Origin of the sequence: Brevibacterium sp. p3-SID960 (genome assembly GCF_025144725.1) — a bacterium.
GTDB lineage: Bacteria > Actinomycetota > Actinomycetes > Actinomycetales > Brevibacteriaceae > Brevibacterium.
In genome coordinates, this window is record NZ_JALXKS010000001.1 from 153,763 (window position 1) to 175,736 (window position 21,974).

Consider the following 21,974-nt stretch of genomic DNA (forward strand, 5'->3'; position numbering starts at 1 on the left):
TGCTTCCTGCGGCGACCGCGCTGCACGCATGCAGCTGACTCCATCGGAAAGGCTGGTTCGGCGATGAAGACTCAAGAACTCGACGCTCACCCCCGAGTTCTCTCCATCCCCGCCCAGCACCCATTCGTCGACGCCACCTGGCCGCCGACTGCCGAACCCGTCAGGCCCGCTCAGCTGCCCGCCGGCGAACGCTGGCACCCGCACCCCGGGCTGGAGGCCGACTGGATCCGGGCGCACGCCGGCGAGTTCGACATCGTCCACGTCCACTTCGGGTTCGAGCATCGCAGTCTCGAACAGATCCGCGACTTCATCCGCGCCTGCGCTGAGGCGCGCGCCGCGCTCGTCGTCACCGTCCACGATCTGGCCAACCCGCACCTGCGGGATCAGCGTGCACATCGCAACCGGCTGCGCGCACTCACCGCCGCTGCCGCTGCAGTCTTCACCCTCACCTCGGGCGCGGCTGCCGAACTGGCCGCCGACTACGGCGTCTGCGCCGAAGTCATCGCCCACCCGCCCATCGTTCCGGCCGCGCAGGCCGCGCAGATCATGACCGCCAGCGGTCGGCGCGGGCGCTCGGCGGCCGTGTTCCTCAAGGATCTGCGCACCAACGTCGTCACCGATCCGGCGTTCTACCTGTCGCTGGCTTCGGGTCTGCATCGGTCCGGGGCGTGGCTGGAGGTGTGGGCGCACCGGTCGAGTGCCGCCCACCCGACGGTGACCGCCCTGCAGGCCGCCACCGACTCCGGTGCGGCACCGGGCCTCGACCTGCATCTGACCGCCCGGCTCTCGGATGCCGTGCTTTACCGGGCACTCTCGGGCTGCGCCGTTTCGGTGCTGCCGTATACGCATGGGACGCATTCGGGCTGGCTGGAGATGTGCCGCGACCTGGGCCTGAGCGTCATCGCCCCGGACTGCGGGCACTATGCCGGTCAGGCGGACGCACCCGAGGCGGTGCGCACCTATCGCACCGGCAGCGGTGCCGCAGCGGCCGAGGCCGCAGTGTGGGCGATCCGGCGCGGGATCATCGCCCGCGGGGATGTCGTCGGCCGGGCGCCGGCAGCCCAGCAGGCCTACGCAGATGCGTATGCACAGGCCATGACCCCGAGAAGTGCTGCTGCGGCGGTGGTGACACCGGCGATGTTCCTCACCGAGGACGACAGCTGATGCGCATCGCCGTCGTCGGTCCTGCCCGCATGCCCATCGCCCCGCCCTTCGGCGGGGGACTCGAGGCGTTCTGCGACCGGCTGACCGCCGGGCTGCGCGAGGCGGGCGTGCAGGTCGACCTGTACGCCTCGGCCGGCTCACGCGGTCACCGGCAGGGGTTCGAGCTGCCGGGCATCGACTGGACCGGGCATGAGCACATCGCCCGCGACGATGCCTACCCGCCCGGCGCCCAGGACATCGAGTACACCGCCTACCGGCAGCTGTTCGAACGCCTGCATCACGGACCCTACGACCTCATCCACAACAACTCGGTCAGCCCGGCGTTCTTCTCCGGTGCCTCCGGCCGGGTGCCGATGCTCACCACCCTGCACGTCCCGCCAGAGGCGCCCCTGGATGAGGCGATCAGCCGGGCTGGCAGCAGCGCCGGTTCGTTCGCTGCGGTCAGCGCCTTCACCGCCGGACAGTGGCAGCTGCCCGAACCGGCCACCGTCGTCCACAACGGCGTCGACACCCGCACCTTCGCCGCCGGACCCGGCGGGGATCATGCCGTGTGGTTCGGCCGCATCACCCCGGAGAAGGGCCTGCACCTTGCCATCGATGCGTGCAGGGTCGCCGGTGTGCCGCTGCGCATCATCGGCCGCTGCGCCGAACCGCGCTACTTCACCACCGAGATCGAGCCGCGCCTAGGCGATGACGCTCTGTGGGTCGGGCATCTCGACGACGCGCAGCTCGCCGCCGAGGTCGGGGCTGCCGCGGTCACGGTCGTCACCCCCTGCTGGGATGAGCCTTTCGGGCTCGTGACGATCGAGTCGCTGTCCTGCGGCACTCCGGTGGCAGCGTTCGCCCGCGGCGGGATTCCCGAGGTGCTCGCCAACGCACCCGAACTGCTGGCCCGCCCCGGCGATGTCGCCGATCTCGCCGCAGCAATCGGCCGGGCCCGCCGCTTCGACCGCGCCCGCGCCCGCCGGCTGGCGGTGACCCGGTTCGACCGCCGGCACATGGTCGCCGGTTACCTGCGGCTGTACAGCGAGGTCATCGGCACCGGACGCATCGCCGCCGAGCTCATCTCATGATCGGCTTCTACGCCCACCATCACGGCACCGGCCATCTCTTCCGCTGCCAGGCGATCGCCGCCGAAATCCCCGAGGAGACCACGATCCTGTCCTCGCATCCGCGCGCGGATGTCGGCCTGCCGCTCGACGCCCCGGCCGAGGAGCGCGGGGCCGATGTCACCGCCGGTGGGGCACTGCACTGGGTGCCGCGCGACCACCCCGGCCTGCGCACCCGGATGGCGGCTCTGGCCGCCTGGGTGGCAGACGCCCAGCCGCGGGCCGTCCACGTCGACGTGTCCGTCGAGGTCGCCGTGTTCCTCAGGCTGCTCGGCGTGCCGGTCACCACCCTGGCGATGCCGGGAGTCCGCGATGATGCCGCCCACCGGCTCGGCTACCAGGTGTGCGAGTCGATCATCGCCGCCTGGCCCGACTGGGTGAAGCTGCCTGATCATCTGCGCACACATGCCAGAAAGGTCGCTGCTGTCGGCGGGGTCTCCCGGTTCGCCGGCCGCAGACTGGCGACCGAAGCGCGCGGGCCGGTCATCCTGCTCGGCCGCGGCGGGGCCGATGCCCCGGCCAGTTACTGGCAGCAGGTCCAGCACCGCCTCGGGCCCGGCTGCCGACTGCTGGGGCCTGCGTCGTGGCGCGAGGACCCGTACGCCGACCTGGCCGGTGCCTCGGTCATCATCTCCGCCGGTGGGCAGAACGCGATCGCTGACATCGCCTGCACCGGCCGCCCGGCGATCATCGTGCCCCAGCAGCGGCCCTATGACGAACAGGCCGCCACCGCCGCTGTCCTCGCCGAGGCTGGCCTGGCCGAGGTCATCACACACCTGCCCGCACCCGAGGTGTGGCCTGAGATCGTCACCGAAGCCGGGTCCCGGCAGCCGGAGTGGAACCGCTGGCAGACCGGCGGGGCCGCAGGCCGGGCGGCCCGCGAGATCCTCGCGGTTGCCGACCGCAGCCGCGCGGCACACCACCCGCCGGTGGAGGGCGCGCTGTGACGCCCGCCATCCACGTCGTCACCCTCGCCTCAGCTGACCGGGCCGACCGCGTGCGCCTGCAGCGAACGGCACTGGCCCACTGGGCTCCGGCCATCGCCCACACAACAGCGGCGATCGGCCAGACGCTCTTCGAGCTGCCTGAGTCGACGGTGCTCGACGCCACCGGGCCCGGCCGGCTACAGCTCGCCCGCGCCCGCAACCTGGCAGGCGACCACGCCGCAGATGCCGGCGCTGAGATCATCGTATTCCTCGACGCCGACTGCCTGCCCGGCCCGCGGCTCATCGACCGCTACACGGCCGCGCTGGCCGATCACCCGGACGCGGTGGCCTGCGGGCCGGTCACCTACCTGCGCGCAGACCAGCCCGCCACCGCAGACACGCTCGACGCGCTCACCAGGTACCGCAATCCGCACCCCGGCCGGCCCGCCCCGGCAGACGGAGCCGTGCAGCCGGCTGCCGATGATGAGTACCAGTTGTTCTGGTCGCTGTCGTTTGCGCTCAGTGCCCGACTGTGGCGGGACTGCCGGAAGGCCTTCGGCGGGTTCAGCGTGGACTACCGCGGATACGGCGGTGAGGACACCGACTTCGGCATGCAGCTGCGCGCCCACCGCATCCCGATGCTGTGGACCGGCGGGGCCGACGCCTTCCACCAGTGGCATCCGCCCAGCCACACCGCAGCTGGCAACCGGGAGGCGATCCGCGCCAATGCCGCGCTGTTCCACTCCCGCTGGGGATACTGGCCGATGCAGGACTGGCTGTGATTCCCCGTAGACTGGCACCGCCCTGCGCACATCCAGCATGGCTGAGGCCAGGGCGCTCTGACCCTGAACTGAGCGCAGTTCCGCCTGCCCTCGGCGGGAATGACATGGGCCCTGACCGGCGATGTTCTCGCTGGTCAGGGCCCATGTCTTATGCGCGGTAGCGGTGGGATTTGAACCCACGGTACGGGGTTGCCGTACACAACATTTCGAGTGTTGCACCTTCGGCCGCTCGGACACGCTACCGCGGAATACTCTACAACGGCTGCCCGGGTGCGGCCAAATCAGCGGCGGGAGGCGAAGAACTCGATCAGCCCGGCCGCGCACTCCTGGGCACACACGCCGCCCACCACCTCGGGCACGTGCAGGCTCGCCCGATCCCGGGCGACGTCCCACACCGAACCGCAGGCGCCGGCCTTGTCGTCGTAGGCGCCGAAGACGACCCGCTCGACGCGGGCGGCCACAGCCGCACCGGCGCACATGACGCACGGTTCCAAGGTCACAACGAGTGTCGCACCGGTCAGCCGCCAGCTCCCGAGGTGCCGGCCGGCTTCGCGCAGCGCCTGCATCTCGGCGTGGGCGGTCGGGTCGTGCAGCGCCTCGCGCTCGTTGCAGCCGATGCCGATGATCTCTCCGGCAGCGTCGACGACGACGGCCCCGATCGGCACATCGGCACTGGCGTCGGTGCGGGCGGCGGCGGCGAGGGCAGCGCCCATCCACTCGCGATAGACCGCCGGGTGGGCGATGCCGCCGCGGTCAGCCGGCTGAGCCGAGGACATCGGCGAAGCCGGCCTTCTCCCCGACGTGGGCGACGACCCGAGCTGGATCGGACTGGTAGCGGCTGACCTGCTCCAAGAGCTCATCGGCGGGGACGTCGCGATCGGCGTAGATGTCGGCATCTCCGCCCCAGACGGCGTCAGCTTCGGGTTCGAACATGTCGATTTCGGCTTCATCGTCGGCATCATCGTCATCAGCATCGTGTTCGGGACCGACGTCGAAGTGCTCGGACTCGTCGAGCGTGGACGGGCCGGAGTCGAGGTAGTCGGCGAAGATGTCGGCGTACGGGCTCTCCCCAGCGGCGGCGATATCGGAGATGAACACGCGCACCTCGTCATCGGCAAGCAGCCTGACGAGGGCGAACCACTCATCCTCGTGCTCGATGACGGCAACCGCTTCGCCGGCTTCACCAGCGTTGCGCATCATCTCGATGAGATCGTCCAACGTTGCCGCATCCCGCATGTCGAGGTCGATGGGCCGGTATCCGTCCACGCTCTCGGTGAGAATCTCGGTGTAATAAGCCATGCCTCCATTCTGTCCGATGCCGGCTCAGCAGACCAGCCTCTTACCCGGATGCAGGAGCTCGACATCTGATCGGGTGACCGCAGGGCGGCTCGATCCAGTAGATCCAGGAGTCGATCCGGTAAATTCAGGAGCATGGAGCTCCACATCGCAGACCACCCGCTCATCGCCCATAAGCTCACCGTGCTGCGCGACGAGCGCACCGATCCCGGCCGCTTCCGCGGACTGACCGAAGAGCTCGTCGCGCTGCTGGCCTATGAGGCCACCCGCAGCATCCGCGTCGTCGACAAGGAGATCGCCACCCCGGTCTGCCCGATGACCGGCACGAAGCTCGCCTCCCCCAGACCTGTGGTCGTGCCGATTCTGCGCGCCGGCCTCGGCATGCTCGACGGGATGCTCAAAATGCTGCCGACGGCTGAGGTCGGGTTCCTCGGGCTCGTCCGCGATGAGGAGACCCTCGAAGCCCACGCCTACGCCAACCGGCTGCCGAGCGACCTGCGCGACCGGCAGGTCTTCGTCATCGACCCGATGCTGGCCACCGGCGGCACCCTGGCAATGGCGATTGACTTCCTGCTCGAACGCGGCGTCTCCGACGTCACCGCGATCTGCCTCGTGAGCGCGCCTGAGGGTGTGCGCCACATCGAGGGGCGCTACGAGGGGATCGCGAATGTCACTGTCCACACAGCCGCCCTGGACGACAAGCTCAACGAGAAGGGTTACATCGTGCCCGGTCTCGGCGATGCCGGCGACCGCATGTACGGCGTGGTCTGAGCCGGGGCGCCGATGTGCGGCCCTGCCGATCCGCTCGGCGGGGCCGTCGCAGAGCGCGGGGCCCGCGGAGCGCGGCGCCCGCGAAGCTGTGACGTAGACCCGCCCTTCGTGTCATAAAACGTCATAGAAGTCTCAGATCTGCATCCGCCGATTGCATTGCGCGGAATCTGTGAAGAATAATGACAGCCATGCACCGTTCACCCTGTCACCGCCTCCCGCGCAGCGCCATCGCCATGATGCGCTGCGTCCGCGGCCTGCGGTGACGACAGGCTTGGGCCGCGGACGTGACGCACAATGCGCCTGACTCCACTGCTCATTCCCAAGGACGACGAACATGACTGCCTCACCCCTTCCGTTCCATCCACGCAGCGCCGTAGCCACACGCCGCCAGGGAGCCCGATTGACCCCCGTTGATCCCGCCACCGCGCCCCGCGTCTTCGGCCCGTCCGGTCGCAGCCGCCAAACCGGCGACGCCCCGGCCCCCAAGCCGGCCCGCGGCATCATCGTCTACATCGGCCTCGATGAGGACAAGGCAGCCGAAGACGGCACCAACCTCACCGCCATCGCCCAGTCGCTGCAGGAGCACATCCGCGCACTCTCCCCGCAGGCCGAAGCGCAGACCGTCATCGCCCTGGCCCCCGATGGGCCGGACCGCGACCTCGACGCCGTGCGGGCCGTGGCCACCGGCTCACCGGCAGCCACCGGCACCCCGGCCGGCCGGCACGGCCCAGTGCGCTCCCGTGTGCCGGCCCGCGTGCGCCCACCCCAGCTGAGCGAGGAGTCCGCGCCGCAGGCCGCGACCCGAGTGCGCATCGACATCCCGCGCCGCGAGGTCACCGTCGACGGACAGCTGGCGGCCGTGACGACCAGGGAGTTCGACCTGCTCGCCACGCTCGTTTCAGCGGCCGGTTCGACGCTCTCGCGCGGTGACCTCATCACCGCGCTGTGGGGTGAGAGCCCTGAGCGACCCGATGAGCGCACCGTCGATGTGCACATCCGGAGGCTGCGCAATCGGCTCGGCGCCTTCTCCTCGATCGTGCGCACGATTCGCGGGGCCGGCTACCGCTACGACGCCCACCCCGACGTCACCGTCTGGACGGCGACTGCCTCTCGGTGACCACCGCCTCGGCGCCGGTCGCAAGCCCCAGTCGCCGGGCTGCCCGAAGGCGCTGTGAGACCTTGCTGTGAGTCCCCTGCCCGGGCGCTCTCACCAGGGTGCCCTTAAGCGTTCAATCAGCTTGACGGCCTATAGTTCAACCGATGCAGAAACGTCAGTCTTCGCCCGGCAAGGGCATTGTCGTCTTCGTGGTGGGGCTGCTGCTGGCCGCCCTGCTCGCGGTGCATACCCTCATCCCGACGACCCGCGGGATCGCGCTCATCGTCGAATCCATGCTGCCGTGGGCGTGGGTGCTGCTGGTCCTGCTGCTCATCGGCGCACTCATCCGGTTCTCCGTCTTCGGCATCCTCGGCGTGCTCATCCCCGCGCTCGTGTGGGGTGGCATGTTCTACCCGTATCTGCGCCCGGCTGACGCACCGGATGACGCCGATATCGTCGTCGCCAGCCAGAACGTCGGCGCACGCATGCCGCAGCCGACAGCCACCGCGCAGAACCTCATCAACCACGACCCCGATGTCGTGGCCGTCCAGGAGATCGAATCGCTGTCGGGCAGGATCATCGAAAAGCAGCTCGACTCGGCTTTCGAGCACACTGCGGTGACCGACACGATCGGGATCTGGTCGCGCTGGCCGATGACGAAGCCCGAGGAGATCGACCTTGGCATGCAGTGGCCGCGCGCCATCGCCACTACGCTGAAGACCGATAAGGGCAATGTGCGCCTGTACTCAGTCCATATGCCCTCGGTGCGCCCGGGTCAGGAGTCGCTGCGCAATTCGGCGCTGAGCGAGCTGGCTGAGCGGGTCAGGTCCGAGGACGCCCAGCGGGTCATCGTCGCCGGCGACTTCAACTCAGCGAACTCCGACCGCTACTTCAAGGAGCTCAGCTCCGAACTCACCGACACCCGGGAATCAGTCGGCGGCGGGTTCGGGTTCACCTGGCCCAGCGTGTTCCCGGTCGTGCGCCTGGACCATGTGCTCGTCCGCGGACTCGACCCGGCCGGCGACCGTGTGCTCGCGCGAGGCACAAGCGATCACCGGGCGATCATCAGCTACCTCGACGTCCCGGCCGGCTGAGCGTTCAGCCGGTCTGCGTCTGCTGCTGATACTGCGGCACCTGCTCAGCGCACCGGCCGGTGTTCACCGGTACCGCAGCCTGCTGGCCGCGGCGCAGGATGCCGTCGATCTCATCGAGGGTGAGCGCATAGCCGGTCTCCGCCTCAGTGGCCGAGCGCGCGAACACCATTCCCACGACTCGGCCCTCGGCGTCGAGCAAGGGGCCGCCGGAGTTGCCTGAGCGCACGACCCCGCGCACCGAGTAGATGTCGCGGGTGACGCTGCCCTCGTTGTAGATGTCGAGACCGCGGGCTGAGAGCTGTTCGCGCACGCGCGCCGGCGAGATCGTGTACGGCCCGTTCTCCGGGAATCCGACGAGCACGGAGTCTGCCCCGGCGCCGAGGTCGGAGCCGAGTTCCAACGCCGGTGCCGGCAGGGCGGGCACCCGCAGCACCGCCGCATCGGTGCCGGGGTCGAAGGCGACGACTTCGGCGCTGTACGGTTCGCCGGTGCCGGCGATCTGCACGGTCAGCGACTGAGCGCCGGCCACGACGTGGGCGTTGGTGGCGACGAGCCCGTCACCGTAGACCCAGCCGGTGCCCTCCTGCAGCCGGCCGCATTCGGTGCGGGAGGTCACGACCTTGACGACCGAACCGTCGACCTGACGGCCGACGTCGACCATCGCCGGGTTCGGTTCGCCGACCCCGCGGATGCGTTCGCGCTGGCCTTCGAAGACCTGCGGGAAGCCGTTGTCGGCCAGGGCGGTGCCGAGGGTGCCGAGCGCCTCGGTCGAGGTGATCGGCAGCATCCGGTCCATTGCGGCGACAATCGCCGAGTCGGCCACCCACCGGTTGGGCTGCAGGAACGGGGTGGTGCGGATCCAGCCGGCGGCCAGCCAGATGACGAGCAGGGTGGCGATGACGCTCGACAGGGCCCCGCCGGTGGCGTCGAGTCCGCGGCCGCTGGGGCTGGTGAGCCTGGTGCGCAGGTAGGCGCCCAGCAGCCCGAGCCCCACCGAGCAGGTGATGGCCAGGAGCAGCGGCAGCAGCACCTCGGCGGCAGGATGGCTGCGGTCGTGGACGATGTCGGTGCTCACCAGCAGCTCGGCGACCGGGCCGGCGAGCAGTCGGCCGAGCACAAGACCGAGGATGAAGCCGACGAGCGTCGAGGCGCCGACGAGGAAGCCGCGACTCCAGCCGAGCAGCAGCGCGCCGATGGCGAGCAGAACGATGACGGCGTCGACAGCGGCCACGGGTGGGGTTACCTGCGCATTGCCTGGTTGAAGCCCTGCGGCTGCTGGACGCGGCGCATCATGTTCGTGCGGATCTTGACGAACTGGTCGAGTTCGTACTTCTCGACCTGCCGTTCCTTCTCCCCGCCGACGCCGGCGAGCACCCGGGTGCGGATGCTGGCGAGGTCGGCGGACTTGCGGATGAGGCGGCGCATCTCCGGAAGCGCGCCGGGGTACTGGTTGGCCCAGCGCTTGCCGGCGCGGCGGCCCTTCCAGGTGCCGAGCATGTCGACCTCACCGTGGGTCAGCCAGCCGGCGTTGGCGTAGTCGCCGAGCGACTGGCGGGTGTGGATCGACTCATTTCGGCGCAGCAGCAGTCCGCTGCCGAGCCAGAAGCCGGACATGATGGCCGACAGAACGACCATGATGGCGAGTCCGACAATGCCCAGCGAGCCGGTGATGGTGGCGGTGCCGTTCCACAGAGCGTGGAGGAACATGCCGGCGATGAGGCCGGGGATCCACATGAGCACGACGAGCCACCACTGGCCGCGGCGGGCGGCGAAGCCGATGGACAGGCCGTGGCAGATGACGAAGGTCGAATGCAGCAGCGGGCTGAGCACCCCGCGCATGATGAAGGTCATCGCCAGGCCGCCGACAGCGGCCTCTTCGAATGACGAGGAGAGGTAGAGCAGATTCTCGGTGAAAGCAAAGCCGGCGCCGATGAGAGAGCCGTAGACCCAGCCGTCGAGGGGTCCTTCGAAGTACTTGCGGGCGGCGAGGACGATGACGACGAGGAAGATGCCCTTCGTCGTCTCCTCGAACAGCGGGGCGAAGACGACCGCGCCGAGCACATCGCCGGACGCGTCGATGCCGACCAGGGCCAGAGCGCTGATGCCGATGACCTGCGCGATGAGCGTCATGATGATCGAGGCGACTGCACCCCACAGCAGGCAGGCGATGAGCAGCAGGAGAGGCTGCGGCTTCCAGCGGTCGAACCACCACACCATGAGCATGATGAACAGCAGCGGGACCGCCGCCAGCAGGATGACGATCGGCCCGGCCGGCAGCAGAACAGCACTGAAGCCGAGGATGAGAAGCAGGCCGAGACCGAGCAGTGCGACAAGACCGATGCTCACGATGGTGCGGGCGAGATCGGCGCCTTCGGTCGGGTTGGCCAGCTGGGGCTGACGCTGGATCGCCTGCGTGACCCACGGCTGTTCCGAGGGCCCGCCGGTGTGCGGCTGGAGCTGCGCGCGCATGCGCATCTCCTGGGTCACCGTCGGGGAGAACCGCGGCTGCGCATAGGCGCGCTGCTCCGGCTGGCCGTAGCCGCCGGGGCCGACCGGCTGACCGTGCGGCGCCGGCTGCTGAGGCGGGAAGGGCCGGCCGTGCGGATGGTCGTGCGGTCCCGGCTGCCGAGGTGCCGGACCGGAGCCGTGCGGGCCGGGCTGCGGCTGGGGACGGAACCGGGCGTGCGCGGGTTGCTGCTGCGGATGTGGATGGCCCTGCTGAGGGTAAGGATGGCCCTGCTGCGGGCGGGGGTGACCCTGCTGCGGGAAGGGCTGGCCGTGCGGAGGTCGCTGGGGAGGCTGACCCTGGGGGCCGGGGTAACGCGGGTCAGACATGTGCTGCGCCCTCTCAGTCCATATCGCAAGTGGTCGATGGTCTCGGTATCTTCTCAGTCTACGCACGCGCACGGACACCGCTGGTCAGCTCGTGTGGCAGATGCGGCACACTCTGCCACACCCGCCTCTGTTCCGGCCGCAGGAGAGCTGTGCCGGAACCGAACCGCCGCCTCGGGCACGGCCGAGGCCGCCGAGTGCGGCACCCGGCGGCCTCCGTGCGCCGCAGCCTCAGTCCAGGTCACGGTTCTCGCGCGGGGTGATCTGCAGAGTACGGGTGGTGTACTCGGACAGTTCGTCGAGCAGCGCCTCGTCCTCGTGCAGCTGGCGGCCGAGCGAAGGCACCATGTCCTTCAGGCGCGCCTCCCAGCCGTCGTACTGGCGCGGGAAGCACTTCTTGAGCAGGTTGAACATGATCGGCGCGGCCGTCGAGGCGCCCGGTGAAGCACCGAGCAGGGCAGCCAGCGAGCCGTCGGCCGCGGAGATGAGCTCGGTGCCGAAGCCGAGTACGCCGCCCTTGTCCTTGTCCTTCTTCATGACCTGGACGCGCTGGCCGGCGGTGATGAACTCCCAGTCGGCCGGGTTGACCTCGGGGGTGAAGTCGGCGAGCGCCTCATAGCGCTTCTTCTTCGTCGAGGCGAGCTCGCCGAGCAGGTAGCTGACGAGGTCGAAGTTGTCCTTGGCGACGTTGAGCATGACCGGCAGGTTGTTGCCGCGCACCGAGAACGGCAGGTCGGTGAACCGGCCCTTCTTGAGGAACTTCGGGGTGAAACCGGCGTACGGGCCGAACATGAGGTATTCCTTGCCCTGCACGACGCGGGTGTCGAGGTGCGGAACCGACATCGGCGGGGCACCGAAGGCAGCCTGGCCGTAGACCTTCGCGTGGTGACGGGAGACGAGCTCGGGGTTCGAGGTGCGCAGGAACAGACCGGAGACCGGGAAGCCGCCGTAGCCGTGGCCCTCGGCGATGCCGGAGCGCTGCAGCAGGTGCAGCGCACCGCCACCGGCGCCGACGAACACGAACTTCGCATCGACGGCGAAGGTCTCACCAGCGGTCGTGTTCTTCACGTGCACCCGCCAGCCCTCGGCGGTGCGATTGAGGTCGGCGACCTCATGGCCGGTCAGGATCTGGGCGTTCTTCGTACCCGCGTGGGTGAGCAGCTGGCGCGACAGCGAACCGAAGTCGACGTCGGTGCCGGTGTCGAACTTCGACAGCGCGTTGACCTGGCCGGGACCGCGGTTCTCGAACATCAGCGGCAGCCACTCGGCCTGCACGGCCGGGTCGTCGGTGTACTCCATCTCCTTGAACAGCGGGTTGCGCACCATCGTCTCGTAGCGGGCGCGGATGTAGTCCCGGCCCTTCTCGCCCCGGCCATAGGAGATGTGCGGAACCTGGTTGATGAAGGTGGAGGGATCGGTGAGCACGCCTTCGTCGACGAGATGCGACCAGAACTGGCGCGAGACGTGGAACTGCTCATTGATGTTGATCGCCTTGGTGATGTCGACGTGGCCGTCGGCATCGGCCGGCGAGTAGTTGAGCTCGCACAGCGCGGCGTGGCCGGTGCCGGCGTTGTTCCACGGGTCCGAGCTTTCGCGGGCGACGTAGTCGAGGCGCTCGTAGACGCGGACATCCCACTCCGGCTGAAGCTCAGCCAGCAGCGCCGCCAGCGTGGCGCTCATGATGCCGCCGCCGATGAGGACGACGTCGGCGCTTTCCTTCGTGTAAGTCATGAAATCCCTCGGATCGTAAGGTCAGGCCGCCCTGTGGGGCACGCCGCTGATAATTGGAGGATCATCACGCAGTTTACTCCTCGTCCACGCCGCCTCCGAACATGGGGGAGGCCCTGCTCTCGCGTGCTGCGGCGACTGTGGATGGCGAGCGTGTGTCCACAGCCGTGCCCGAGGTGTTCTGTCGTTGGCGGGCGTCCGCTGGACTGGGGGCATGAGACGAGTGAGCATTTCCGCCCGGCTGCTGCGCCGGGCCGCCGCAGTGACGACCGTGTCCGTTCTGGCTGCCATCGGCCCGGTGGCCGCCGCGCCACCTGTGCTGGCTACCGGCCTGGCTGGAGGTGAGGGGCCGCCCGCGCTGCCCACCTCACCGGACCTGTCCGCCCCGCCGGACCTGCGCCCGGACGCCGGGCTCGACGGGGGCCCGCAGCCGGAGCGCTACCGCAGCACGAATGCCGGGATGTACGGGCCTGGGCTGTGGCATCGCGCTTCGGCCGGACGCACCTGGTACGGCGCGTACTTCTCCTTGCCGGGCAGTTCGCTCACCCATGCCGCTGCCTACTGCATCGACGCCGGGTTGAAGTCGCCGTATCCGCAGTACTTCACACAGGCCGACGGGCAGACGGTGGCGTCTGCGGAGACGGCGTGGGCGCTCTCAACACGCAGCTCGGCTGATGATGCGGGGATCCAGGCGGCGCTGGCCGCCATCGCCCGGCTCGATGAGAACCTCGAGCACGATCATGCGATCCCGCCTGCCGAGCCGGGTGAGCTCGGCGCAGAGTTCAAGCAGGCGGCCGAGGCGTATGCGCACATCACGAAGGACGCCGCAGACCTGGCCGGGCCGTATCGGGTGGAGCTGAGCCTGGAAGAAGCCGATGGGCTCGTCCTCGACGGGCCGGCGACCCCGCTGCCGGCCACCCCACCTGCCGTCGAACCAGCCGGTGAACCCGCCGAACCCGCCGGTGGCCCCTTCTACCGTCCGCTTCAGGCTCGGGTCAGCGTGGTGTCTGCCTCTGGGGAGGCCCTCGACGGCATCCCGCTGGAGGTCGACGTCTCCGGCGGTGCGGTCGAGGAGACCGAGCTGCGGTCGACTGCCGAACCGCTGACCTTCAGCGTCCGCCCCGACCGCGGGAGCACCGAACCGGTGGCCGTCACAGTCACCGCGACCGGACTGCCGGCCACCGATGTCATCGTCTACGACCCGATCGACCCGCAGACAGGCAAACCGGCTGCGCGCGTGCAGAGCATCGTGACCGCCGGTGAGCCGACGACCGCATCGGCCAACGCCGAGCACACCATCGAACCCGCTCCCCCGGTTCCACCCATGACACCGCCGATCGTCACCGTCCCGCCGATCGAATCAACACCTGTTACCGAGCCGTCGCCGACGCAGGAACCACCTGAGGAGACGACACCACCGCCGGCACCAGAGACGACCACCCCACCTGAAACCCAGGAGCCTCCTGAGTCCCAGGCACCGCCGACGCAGACGCAGCCGGCAGAAACGCAGCCGCCGACCTCCACGACTCCTCCCCCACCGGCACCGACGACGCCGCCTGAGGCCAGCCCCGAACACCGCACCGCGGCACCCCCGCCGCCACCGACGACGCGGCCGCGGGCGGAGGCGCCCACCTCAGATGAGCTGCCGCGCACCGGCCCGGTCGGCACCGGCGCAGCACTCGGCTCGGCGCTGCTCCTGCTCGGCTGCGGCATCGCAGCACTCACCGTCGCCCGCGGGCTCAGACGCGACAGCTGATCTCACCGGCGATCGCGGGCGAAGGCCGAGGCTCGTTCGATATACCAGTCGAGCACCTGCGGTTCGGCCGCGGTCGCCCGGTTGATCGACTCAGGAGCAGCGCCCTGGAAGATCCGTTTGATCGGCACCTCCATCACCTTGCCGGTGCGGGTCGTCGGCACAGCCGGAGCTTCGATGATCTCGTCGGGCACATAGCGCGGGGAGATCTGCTTGCGGATGGCTGTCACGATCGTGCCGCGCAGCTCATCGGTCAGTGTCTGCCCGGTCGTCGGGACGACGAACAGCGGCATGTAGTAGTCCCCGTCTCCGAGCTCGGCACCGATGACCATCGAAGACTGCACACCGTCGACGGCATCGACGACCTGGCAGATGTCGGCTGAGCCCATCCGGATGCCGCCGCGGTTGATCGTCGAGTCCGAGCGGCCGTGGATGATGAAGCTGCCGTCGTCGAAGTGGGTGACCCAGTCGCCGTGGCGCCACACTCCGGGGAACGCATCGAAGTAGGCTTCGCGGTAGCGGCTGCCATCCGGGTCGTTCCAGAAGAACACCGGCATCGAGGGCATCGGCTGGGTGACGACGAACTCGCCGAGCTCACCGATGACCGGCTGGCCGTGGGAGTCGAAGGCCTGCGCATCGACACCGAGGTAGGCACCCTGCAGGTGCCCGCGGACCACCGGATCATACGGGTTCGAACCGATGAACCCGGAGGCGATGTCGGTGCCGCCGGAATCGGATCCCAGGTTGATGTCGTCGTGGACGTGCTGGTAGATCCAGTCCCAGGTGCTCTCCGGCAGCGGGGACCCGGTCGAGAGGATCTTGCGCAGAGCGGAGAGGTTGTAGCGTGCTGCCGGTGACAGGCCCGATTTCTGCACGAGCGTGAGGATCGCCGCCCCGGTGCCGAATGAGGTGGCGCGTTCGCGTTCGAGGATCTCGAACTGCTTGTCCGGCACACCGGCGACGGGGGATCCGTCATAGGTGACGATCGTCGCTCCGACGGTCATGATGTTGACGAGCAGGTTCCACACCACCCACGTCGTCGCCACTGCCATATAGCAGCGATCATCTGGAGTGAAGTCGTACTGCAGCGCGTTGGCCTTGAGCGCTTCGATCGTCACTCCGCCATGGCCGTGGACGATGCCCTTCGGCTTACCGGTCGTGCCCGAGGAGTACAGCACCCACAGTGGGTGGGAGAAGTCGACGGGCTCGAAGACCGGATCGACGGGGTCCGCGACGATCGCCGAGTACAGTGTGGTCCCCTCGGCCGGCTCACGGACTTCGAGCTCGTAGCCGAGCTGGTCGATGAGGATGTGGTGCTCGATGCTCGGCAGCGCCTGACGCAGGTCGGGCACGATCGAGCGCATGTCGAGGTGTTTGCCGTTGAAGAGGTATCCGTCGACGGTGATGAGGACCTTCGCCTCCAGCTGGGCGAAGCGATCAGCGATGCCGGTGAGCCCGAAGTCCGGGCCGACGACCGACCACACAGCGCCCACGGTCGCGCAGGCGAGCATCGCTTCGACGGCCTGCGGGATGTTCGGCAGCACCGCGCACACCGTGTCACCGGGCTGCACATCGTGCTCGCGCAGCCAGGCGGCCAGCGCCCCGACGCGTCCGGCGAGCTCGCGCCAGGTCAACGACTCGCGGCGCTCATCCTCATGCAGCCCGACGAGCGCCTCAACATCCGGGCGAGTGTGCACGTGGCGGAAGATGTTCTCAGCGTAGTTGCACGTCGCCCCGGCGAACCACGTGACGTCGGGCATCTCGGTCCCAGTGCGCACCGGGCCGGCACCGCGGTCGCCGATGACGTCAAAGTACTCCCAGATGCTGTCCCAGAACGCGTCGAGCTCACGCACCGACCAGTCGTGCAGCTGACGGTAGCCGCGGGTCTCGACTCCGCGGGTGCGTGCCAGCCACTGCTGGTAGTCATACATCCGGCTGGCTTCCACCCGCTCACGCGATGGTGTCCACAGCACAGCGTCACTGCCGATAGTCTCTGGGTTCATCTCTGCTCCGTCCTCCCGGCCTGCCTGCCGGGTCGCTGGCGATCACCGTAGCCATTGTGCCAGCGAATGTGGCCGGCGTCTCTTCTGCTGTCAGCCGGTCAGCCGCGCCCACAGGTCGATGTCGAAGCTGCGGTGCTGGACCATCCCAGCCATGTGCCTGACGGCGTTGTCGAGTTTGCCGCGCCACGCGTCGATCGCTGAATCTGCGTCCCCGCGTTCGAGGGCCTCGAAGATGCGGGTGTTGTCGTAGATGATGCGCCGCGCTGCCGGCGAGTAGTCGACGCGCAGCACCGAGATGTACATCCGCAGCCGGAGGATGAGCGCCTCGAAGGTGCGAGCGGTCTGGGCGAGTCCTGCTGCGCGGGCGAACTCCTGCTGGAAGCGCAGATCGGCATCGCCGACGCTGAGTCCGGTGCGCAGTCCGAACCGGGCGACGGCCGGGATCCGGTCGAGGGCGTACCGGACGGCCACGAGGTCACGGCGCGGGCGGGAGATCAGACTGCGCAGCAGCACGATGCCCAGTGCCTGCCGGCTGGCGTAGACGTCGAGCACATCGCGTGAGGTGATGACCGGGATGCGCACATCACCGTGCGAGCCGTCGAGCAGCTCGTCATCGACCATGCGCCGCAGCGGCACGTCGACGGCCGCTCTGCCGATGCCGAGGCGGGAGGCCAGTTGGGCCGGCCGAATCCGGTCGCCGACGGTGTAGCCGGAGTCGATGATCTCCTCGCGCAGGGCGAGGGCAAGCTGTTCGGTCAGGGAGGGCTGTTCGCGCGGCAGCCAAGCCGACACGTTCGGAGCCGGCAGATCCGCCCCCTGGCTCCGGCCTCCATCACGTCGTTTCGATTCAGAACTGTTGCGATGTGCGGTCCTGGCCTCAGCGATCCAGGCGAGACCCTCCAGCCCGCGGGTGACCTGCTGAGCCAGGGCATCGAGCAGGTCGCCGGGCACATCGGCGCAGTCGGCCAGCAGCGCTCGCAGCCGGGTGCTGAACTCCTCCAGTTCGGTGATGCGCTCCACGGCAGCATTCCGCCATGCCACTGGCGTGAGGTGGCTGTCGTCGTCTGCCACAACGGCGAGCGGGTCGAAGATGAGAACGCGGTCGGCATGCACCTCCGCAGCGACGGCGAGCGCCCGGGTGACAGGCCCGAACCGGGATTCGGCTGCCGGACGCCGAGCCCAGACGGCCAGGCCTGCTGCGTGCATCCCGGCGGTCACGCCGGCCGCGCGGCGGGACCGGGCGAGGGGGCCGCGCGTGGAGATGCGGGCTGAGTGCGAAAGCCGGCTGGCGGTGATGACGGCCAGCGGGAACCCGACCGCGAAGGCTTCCAGGCGCAGCCATGCCCGGAACCCCTCCGCACGCGGCTGCACCGCGGGGGTCAAGCGCGAGACCGCCCGGCTGACGATCGGCTGGCTCAGTCCGGTCATCTCCGCGATCCCGCGCGTCGAGTAGGCTCGCGCATCGATCCGCGCACCGGCACCGGCGAGGATCGCCGCCACCACCTGATCCGCTGTCGCCTGCACACCCGGTCGGCCGCTGCGCGGCAGGTCGGCCAGCCGCTGTTCTGCCGGCAGTGAGGAATCTGATTCCTGCCAGCGGCGCACCCAGCGCCGCACGGAGGCGCCCGAGACTCCACAGGCGGCCGCCGCCTCGGCGACGGCCTGCCCAGCCAGCACCTGTTCGACGGCCCGCAGGCGCACCGCTGCGGGCACCGCGCGTCCGGCCAGGGCGACCATCTCCTCAGGTCCGATCAATACTTCTGACTCACCAGTATGGCAGATCGCTGTGAGATGCATGACGTGGCCGGCGGGCCGACCGCATACTGAGCGCACACGCGGCAGGACGCCGCAGAGCATATCGCTCGGTTCGGCTGCCTGGGGCAGCCTGGCAAGGAGGCACCATGATCGAGGACACCAATCTCACGGCCATCACCGAGGCCGCCGTCGACCGCGTGCGGAAGTGGCTGCGGATCTCGGCCGGCACGCCTGCGGCCAAGGACCCGGCCGCCGAACGGCTCGCCGCGATCCTGTCCGACCCCAAGGGCCTGGACTTCACCGTCGGCTTCGTCGACCGCGTCATCCGCACCGAGGACTCTCACTCCGCAGCCCAGGCGCTGCGCGAGGTCGCAGAAATGGCCCCGGCGACGATCTCGGCTCTCGACCGCGCCCAGATCAAGGCCGGCTCGGCGCTCGCCCCCATCGCCCCGCAGGTCGTTGTGCCTGCCGCCCGGGCCCGGCTGCGCTCAATGGTCGGGCACATGATCGTCGACGCGCGGCCCGAGCAGCTCGGCAAGGCCGTCGCTGCGCTGACCGCTGATGGCCACCGCCTCAACATCAACCTGCTCGGCGAGGCCGTCCTCGGTGATGAGGAGGCCGACCGCCACCTGGAGCGCACCCACGAGCTGCTCGCCCGCGACGACGTCGACTACGTCTCCATCAAGGCCTCCTCGATCGCCTCGCAGATCAACCTGTGGGCTTTCGAGGACACCGTCGAGTACGTCCTCGACCGGCTGCGCCCGCTCTACCGCGAAGCCGCCAACGCCCCAGCCGGTTCGAAGTTCATCAACCTCGATATGGAGGAGTACGGCGACCTGGAGATCACCCTGGAGGTCTTCACCCGCCTGCTGAGCGAACCGGAGCTCAAGCACCTCGAAGCCGGGATTGTGCTGCAGGCCTACCTGCCCGATGCGCTGGCCGCGATGCAGCGTCTGGCCGCCTTCGCCGATGAGCGTGTCGCCAATGGTGGGGCCGGCATCAAGGTCCGCCTGGTCAAGGGCGCGAACCTGCCGATGGAGCAGGTGCATGCTGAGATCGCCGGCTGGCCGCTGACGACCTGCCCGTCGAAGGAGGCCACCGACGCCAACTACAAGCGTGTGCTGCATTGGCTGTTCCAGCGCGAGCGGATGACCGGGCTGCGCATCGGCGTGGCCGGTCACAACCTGTTCGACATCGCCTTCGCCCACGAGCTGTCGCTGTCCCGCGGGGTCGCAGACCGGGTCGAGTTCGAGATGCTGCAGGGCATGGCGACCGAGCAGTCGGCCGCGATCAGCGCCGATGTCGGCCAGCTGCTGCTCTACGTCCCGGCCGTCCACCCGGCCGAGTTCGACGTCGCGATCTCCTACCTCGTCCGCCGCCTGGAGGAGAACTCCTCGCCGGAGAACTTCATGTCGACGATCTTCGAGCTGCGCAACGGCAACGCCGCCTTCCGCCAGGAAGAGGAGCGCTTCCGCGCCGCCGTCGCCGACCTCGAGGAGATCCTCGCCGCTGACGGCGAGTCGGCCCCGCGCCCGAACCGCACGCAGGACCGCACCCGGACCTACCGCGGCGAACACCGCCTCGGCGAGTTCGTCAACGAACCCGACACCGACCCGGCACTGCCGGCCAACCAGCGGTGGGCCGAACAGCTCATCGAACCGGTACGCGCCGGAAACTGGCTGGCCGGCCGCCCTGTTCCCGAGGCGGTGGAGTCGGTTGAGGACATGGAGTCCCGGATCGCTGCGGGCAGGTCGGCTGCCGCCGGCTGGCGGGAGCTCGGTGCCGCCGGCCGAGGGAAGATCCTGCTGGCTGCCGCCGACATCTTCGCCAACCGCCGCGGAGAGTTCCTCACGACGATGGCCGCCGAGGCCGGCAAGACCTTCGCACAATCCGATCCGGAGGTCTCCGAGGCGATCGACTTCATCCGCTACTACGCATCTCAGGCCCTCGAAGTCGAGCAGATCCCCGGCGCCCGGTTCGAACCCGATGAGCTCGTCGTCGTGACCCCGCCATGGAACTTCCCGGTCGCGATCCCGACCGGTTCGACCGTCGCCGCCCTGGCCGCCGGCGCCTCGGTCATCCACAAACCGTCCTCACCGACCCCGCACTGCTCGGCCCTGCTCGTCGAATGCCTGTGGCAGGCCGGTGTGCCGCGCGAGGTGCTCCAGATCGTCGCCCCGAGCGAAGGCGACATCGGCAAGACGCTCCTGTCCCACCCCGACGTCGACCGCGTCATCCTCACCGGCGCCTCGGAGACGGCCTCGCTGTTCAAGAGCTTCAACCCCGACCTCGAGATCAACGCCGAAACCTCGGGAAAGAACGCCCTCGTCATCACGCCGGCCGCCGACCGCGACCTCGCTGTCGCCGACCTCGTCGCCTCAGCCTTCGGCCATGCCGGGCAGAAGTGCTCGGCAGCTTCGCTGGGCATCCTCGTCGGTTCGGTGTACGACTCCGAGCGCTACCGCCGACAGATCGTCGATGCTGCGTCCTCGCTCGTCGTCGACTATCCGACGAACCTGTTCGCCGAGATGGGACCGCTGACCGAGGAGCCCTCCGAGAAGCTCGAGCGTGCGCTCACCCAGCTCGACGAGGGCGAATCGTGGCTGGTGGAGCCGAAGATGCTTGATGACTCCGGCCGCCTGTGGAGCCCCGGTGTCAAGGACGGGGTGAAGCCCGGCTCGTTCTTCCACCTCACCGAGTGCTTCGGCCCGGTGCTCGGCCTCATGCACGCGCGTGACCTCGATGAGGCCCTGCAGCTGCAGAACGCCGTCGACTTCGGCCTGACCGCCGGGATCCACTCGCTTGACACCTCCGAGGTCGCCCAGTGGCTCGACGAGGTCGAGGCCGGCAACGTCTACGTCAACCGCGGCATCACCGGCGCGATCGTGCGCCGTCAGCCCTTCGGCGGCTGGAAGCTGTCCTCGGTGGGCCTCGGCTCGAAGGCCGGCGGCCCGAACTACCTCATGCTCTTCGGCGACTGGCGCGATGCCGAACTGCCCGGTGACGCGCACGCGACCGCCGGAACCGGCTCAGACTGGCTGGCGAAGGCCTACGGCGATGACGAGAAGGTCTACCGGGAGTTCTTCGGCCAGCCCGCAGACCCGACCGGCCTGCACGCAGAGGCCAACATCTTCCGCCACCTGCCCCGTCCGGTCACCATCCGTGTGACCCCCGACGCGGCCGGCGACCATGTGCGCCGCACCGCCCATGCCGGCTGGACCGTCGGCGCCCCGCTGCTCGTCTCGGTCCACTCCGACTGCTCACGTGAGCTCGTCGAAGCGGCCCGCGACGCACTTCAGGCGAGCACCGCCTCGGCGACGGACACCGCGAGAGAGGTGGTCGTCGAGACCGCAGACGCGTTCGCCTCGGCCGTAGCTGACGGCAACTACGACGACACCGTCGGCGCCCGGATCCGGATCGTCGGCTCGGTCGAACCGGAGCTGCGGGAGGCGACCGTTGATCGTCCCGAGGTCGCGCTCATCGACCAGGACGTCGTCAGCTCAGCCCGCGTCGAGCAGCGCTACTACGTCCACGAGCAGGCGATCTCGATGACGCTGCACCGGTTCGGCAACCCGAGCAGCGACTTCCACGAGCTCGCGAAGGACCTCATGGGCTGATTCCCGCCCGATCGCAGCTGTAGCCGCGGACGCATGAGCGCATGCGCC

At 69.2% G+C, this 21,974-nt stretch carries 16 protein-coding genes and 1 tRNA gene; 9 read left to right on the top strand and 8 right to left on the bottom strand.

The features are described 5' to 3' along the window. Positions 1–63: 63 nt before the first annotated feature. Genes M3B11_RS00695 through M3B11_RS00710 form a run of 4 tightly spaced genes read left to right on the top strand, consistent with a single transcriptional unit; the run spans position 64 to position 3,981 of the window. Complete coding sequence (locus M3B11_RS00695; RefSeq protein WP_259874587.1) at positions 64–1,164, top strand: glycosyltransferase; 1,101 nt, start codon at positions 64–66, stop codon at positions 1,162–1,164. Beyond that, positions 1,164–2,237, top strand: a complete 1,074-nt coding sequence (locus M3B11_RS00700; protein WP_259874589.1) for a glycosyltransferase — start codon at positions 1,164–1,166, stop codon at positions 2,235–2,237. Before M3B11_RS00695 ends, M3B11_RS00700 begins: the two co-directional genes overlap by 1 nt. Beyond that, complete coding sequence (locus M3B11_RS00705; protein ID WP_259874591.1) at positions 2,234–3,220, top strand: glycosyltransferase; 987 nt, start codon at positions 2,234–2,236, stop codon at positions 3,218–3,220. Before M3B11_RS00700 ends, M3B11_RS00705 begins: the two co-directional genes overlap by 4 nt. Continuing rightward, the gene (locus M3B11_RS00710; RefSeq protein ID WP_259874593.1) at positions 3,217–3,981 is read left to right on the top strand and encodes a glycosyltransferase family 2 protein; all 765 of its coding nucleotides are present in this window, start codon (positions 3,217–3,219) and stop codon (positions 3,979–3,981) included. Before M3B11_RS00705 ends, M3B11_RS00710 begins: the two co-directional genes overlap by 4 nt. A gap of 155 nt (positions 3,982–4,136) precedes the next feature. Here M3B11_RS00710 and M3B11_RS00715 read toward each other — a convergent pair. From M3B11_RS00715 to M3B11_RS00725, 3 genes are all read right to left on the bottom strand, one after another. Further along, positions 4,137–4,224: transfer RNA gene (locus tag M3B11_RS00715), tRNA-Ser, on the bottom strand. Between the two features lie 38 nt (positions 4,225–4,262). Next, positions 4,263–4,694, bottom strand: coding sequence for a nucleoside deaminase (locus tag M3B11_RS00720; RefSeq protein WP_259874632.1), 432 nt, complete (start codon positions 4,692–4,694; stop codon positions 4,263–4,265). 40 nt (positions 4,695–4,734) lie between these two features. Further along, entirely contained in the window at positions 4,735–5,280 is a 546-nt protein-coding gene (locus tag M3B11_RS00725) for a tRNA adenosine deaminase-associated protein (protein WP_259874595.1), read from the bottom strand. Positions 5,281–5,412: 132 nt separating this feature from the next. Here M3B11_RS00725 and upp point away from each other — a divergent pair, with 132 nt between their 5' ends. The 3 genes from upp (at position 5,413) to M3B11_RS00740 (ending at position 8,238) form a co-directional block, all read left to right on the top strand. Next, complete coding sequence (upp, locus tag M3B11_RS00730) at positions 5,413–6,048, top strand: uracil phosphoribosyltransferase (RefSeq protein WP_259874596.1); 636 nt, start codon at positions 5,413–5,415, stop codon at positions 6,046–6,048. 400 nt (positions 6,049–6,448) lie between these two features. After that, the gene (locus M3B11_RS00735) at positions 6,449–7,165 is read left to right on the top strand and encodes a winged helix-turn-helix domain-containing protein (protein ID WP_259874598.1); all 717 of its coding nucleotides are present in this window, start codon (positions 6,449–6,451) and stop codon (positions 7,163–7,165) included. Between the two features lie 143 nt (positions 7,166–7,308). Further along, entirely contained in the window at positions 7,309–8,238 is a 930-nt protein-coding gene (locus tag M3B11_RS00740; protein ID WP_259874599.1) for an endonuclease/exonuclease/phosphatase family protein, read from the top strand. A gap of 4 nt (positions 8,239–8,242) precedes the next feature. On the opposite strand, the gene M3B11_RS00745 is transcribed toward M3B11_RS00740, so the two are convergent. From M3B11_RS00745 to M3B11_RS00755, 3 genes are all read right to left on the bottom strand, one after another. Then, positions 8,243–9,469 carry a MarP family serine protease gene (locus M3B11_RS00745; protein WP_259874601.1) on the bottom strand — a complete coding sequence of 409 codons (1,227 nt, stop codon included), beginning with the start codon at positions 9,467–9,469 and terminating at the stop codon, positions 8,243–8,245. An 8-nt stretch (positions 9,470–9,477) separates the two neighbouring features. Beyond that, the gene (locus M3B11_RS00750) at positions 9,478–11,073 is read right to left on the bottom strand and encodes a PrsW family intramembrane metalloprotease (RefSeq protein WP_259874603.1); all 1,596 of its coding nucleotides are present in this window, start codon (positions 11,071–11,073) and stop codon (positions 9,478–9,480) included. Positions 11,074–11,301: 228 nt separating this feature from the next. After that, a complete protein-coding gene (locus tag M3B11_RS00755) occupies positions 11,302–12,801 on the bottom strand; it encodes a malate:quinone oxidoreductase (RefSeq protein WP_259874605.1) in 1,500 nt (499 codons plus the stop codon). A 220-nt stretch (positions 12,802–13,021) separates the two neighbouring features. On the opposite strand from M3B11_RS00755, the gene M3B11_RS00760 reads away from it, so the two are divergent. Continuing rightward, on the top strand, positions 13,022–14,554 hold the full coding sequence (locus tag M3B11_RS00760; RefSeq protein ID WP_259874607.1) for a hypothetical protein: 1,533 nt from the start codon (positions 13,022–13,024) through the stop codon (positions 14,552–14,554). 2 nt (positions 14,555–14,556) lie between these two features. On the opposite strand, the gene M3B11_RS00765 is transcribed toward M3B11_RS00760, so the two are convergent. Both M3B11_RS00765 and M3B11_RS00770 read right to left on the bottom strand, forming a co-directional pair. Beyond that, positions 14,557–16,554, bottom strand: coding sequence for an acetoacetate--CoA ligase (locus M3B11_RS00765; protein WP_259874609.1), 1,998 nt, complete (start codon positions 16,552–16,554; stop codon positions 14,557–14,559). Between the two features lie 90 nt (positions 16,555–16,644). After that, complete coding sequence (locus tag M3B11_RS00770; protein ID WP_259874611.1) at positions 16,645–18,309, bottom strand: GntR family transcriptional regulator; 1,665 nt, start codon at positions 18,307–18,309, stop codon at positions 16,645–16,647. A 146-nt stretch (positions 18,310–18,455) separates the two neighbouring features. Here M3B11_RS00770 and M3B11_RS00775 point away from each other — a divergent pair, with 146 nt between their 5' ends. After that, the gene (locus tag M3B11_RS00775) at positions 18,456–21,926 is read left to right on the top strand and encodes a bifunctional proline dehydrogenase/L-glutamate gamma-semialdehyde dehydrogenase (protein ID WP_259874612.1); all 3,471 of its coding nucleotides are present in this window, start codon (positions 18,456–18,458) and stop codon (positions 21,924–21,926) included. Positions 21,927–21,974 lie beyond the last annotated feature (48 nt).

Coding starts and splice junctions, on each gene's coding strand:
- M3B11_RS00700 (WP_259874589.1), top strand. CDS start 1,164: ATGCGCATCGCCGTCGTCGGTCCTGCCCGCATGCCCATCGCCCCGCCC.
- upp (WP_259874596.1), top strand. CDS start 5,413: ATGGAGCTCCACATCGCAGACCACCCGCTCATCGCCCATAAGCTCACC.
- M3B11_RS00765 (WP_259874609.1), bottom strand. CDS start 16,554: ATGAACCCAGAGACTATCGGCAGTGACGCTGTGCTGTGGACACCATCG.
- M3B11_RS00725 (WP_259874595.1), bottom strand. CDS start 5,280: ATGGCTTATTACACCGAGATTCTCACCGAGAGCGTGGACGGATACCGG.
- M3B11_RS00750 (WP_259874603.1), bottom strand. CDS start 11,073: ATGTCTGACCCGCGTTACCCCGGCCCCCAGGGTCAGCCTCCCCAGCGA.
- M3B11_RS00720 (WP_259874632.1), bottom strand. CDS start 4,694: ATGGGCGCTGCCCTCGCCGCCGCCGCCCGCACCGACGCCAGTGCCGAT.
- M3B11_RS00695 (WP_259874587.1), top strand. CDS start 64: ATGAAGACTCAAGAACTCGACGCTCACCCCCGAGTTCTCTCCATCCCC.
- M3B11_RS00755 (WP_259874605.1), bottom strand. CDS start 12,801: ATGACTTACACGAAGGAAAGCGCCGACGTCGTCCTCATCGGCGGCGGC.
- M3B11_RS00775 (WP_259874612.1), top strand. CDS start 18,456: ATGATCGAGGACACCAATCTCACGGCCATCACCGAGGCCGCCGTCGAC.
- M3B11_RS00740 (WP_259874599.1), top strand. CDS start 7,309: ATGCAGAAACGTCAGTCTTCGCCCGGCAAGGGCATTGTCGTCTTCGTG.
- M3B11_RS00705 (WP_259874591.1), top strand. CDS start 2,234: ATGATCGGCTTCTACGCCCACCATCACGGCACCGGCCATCTCTTCCGC.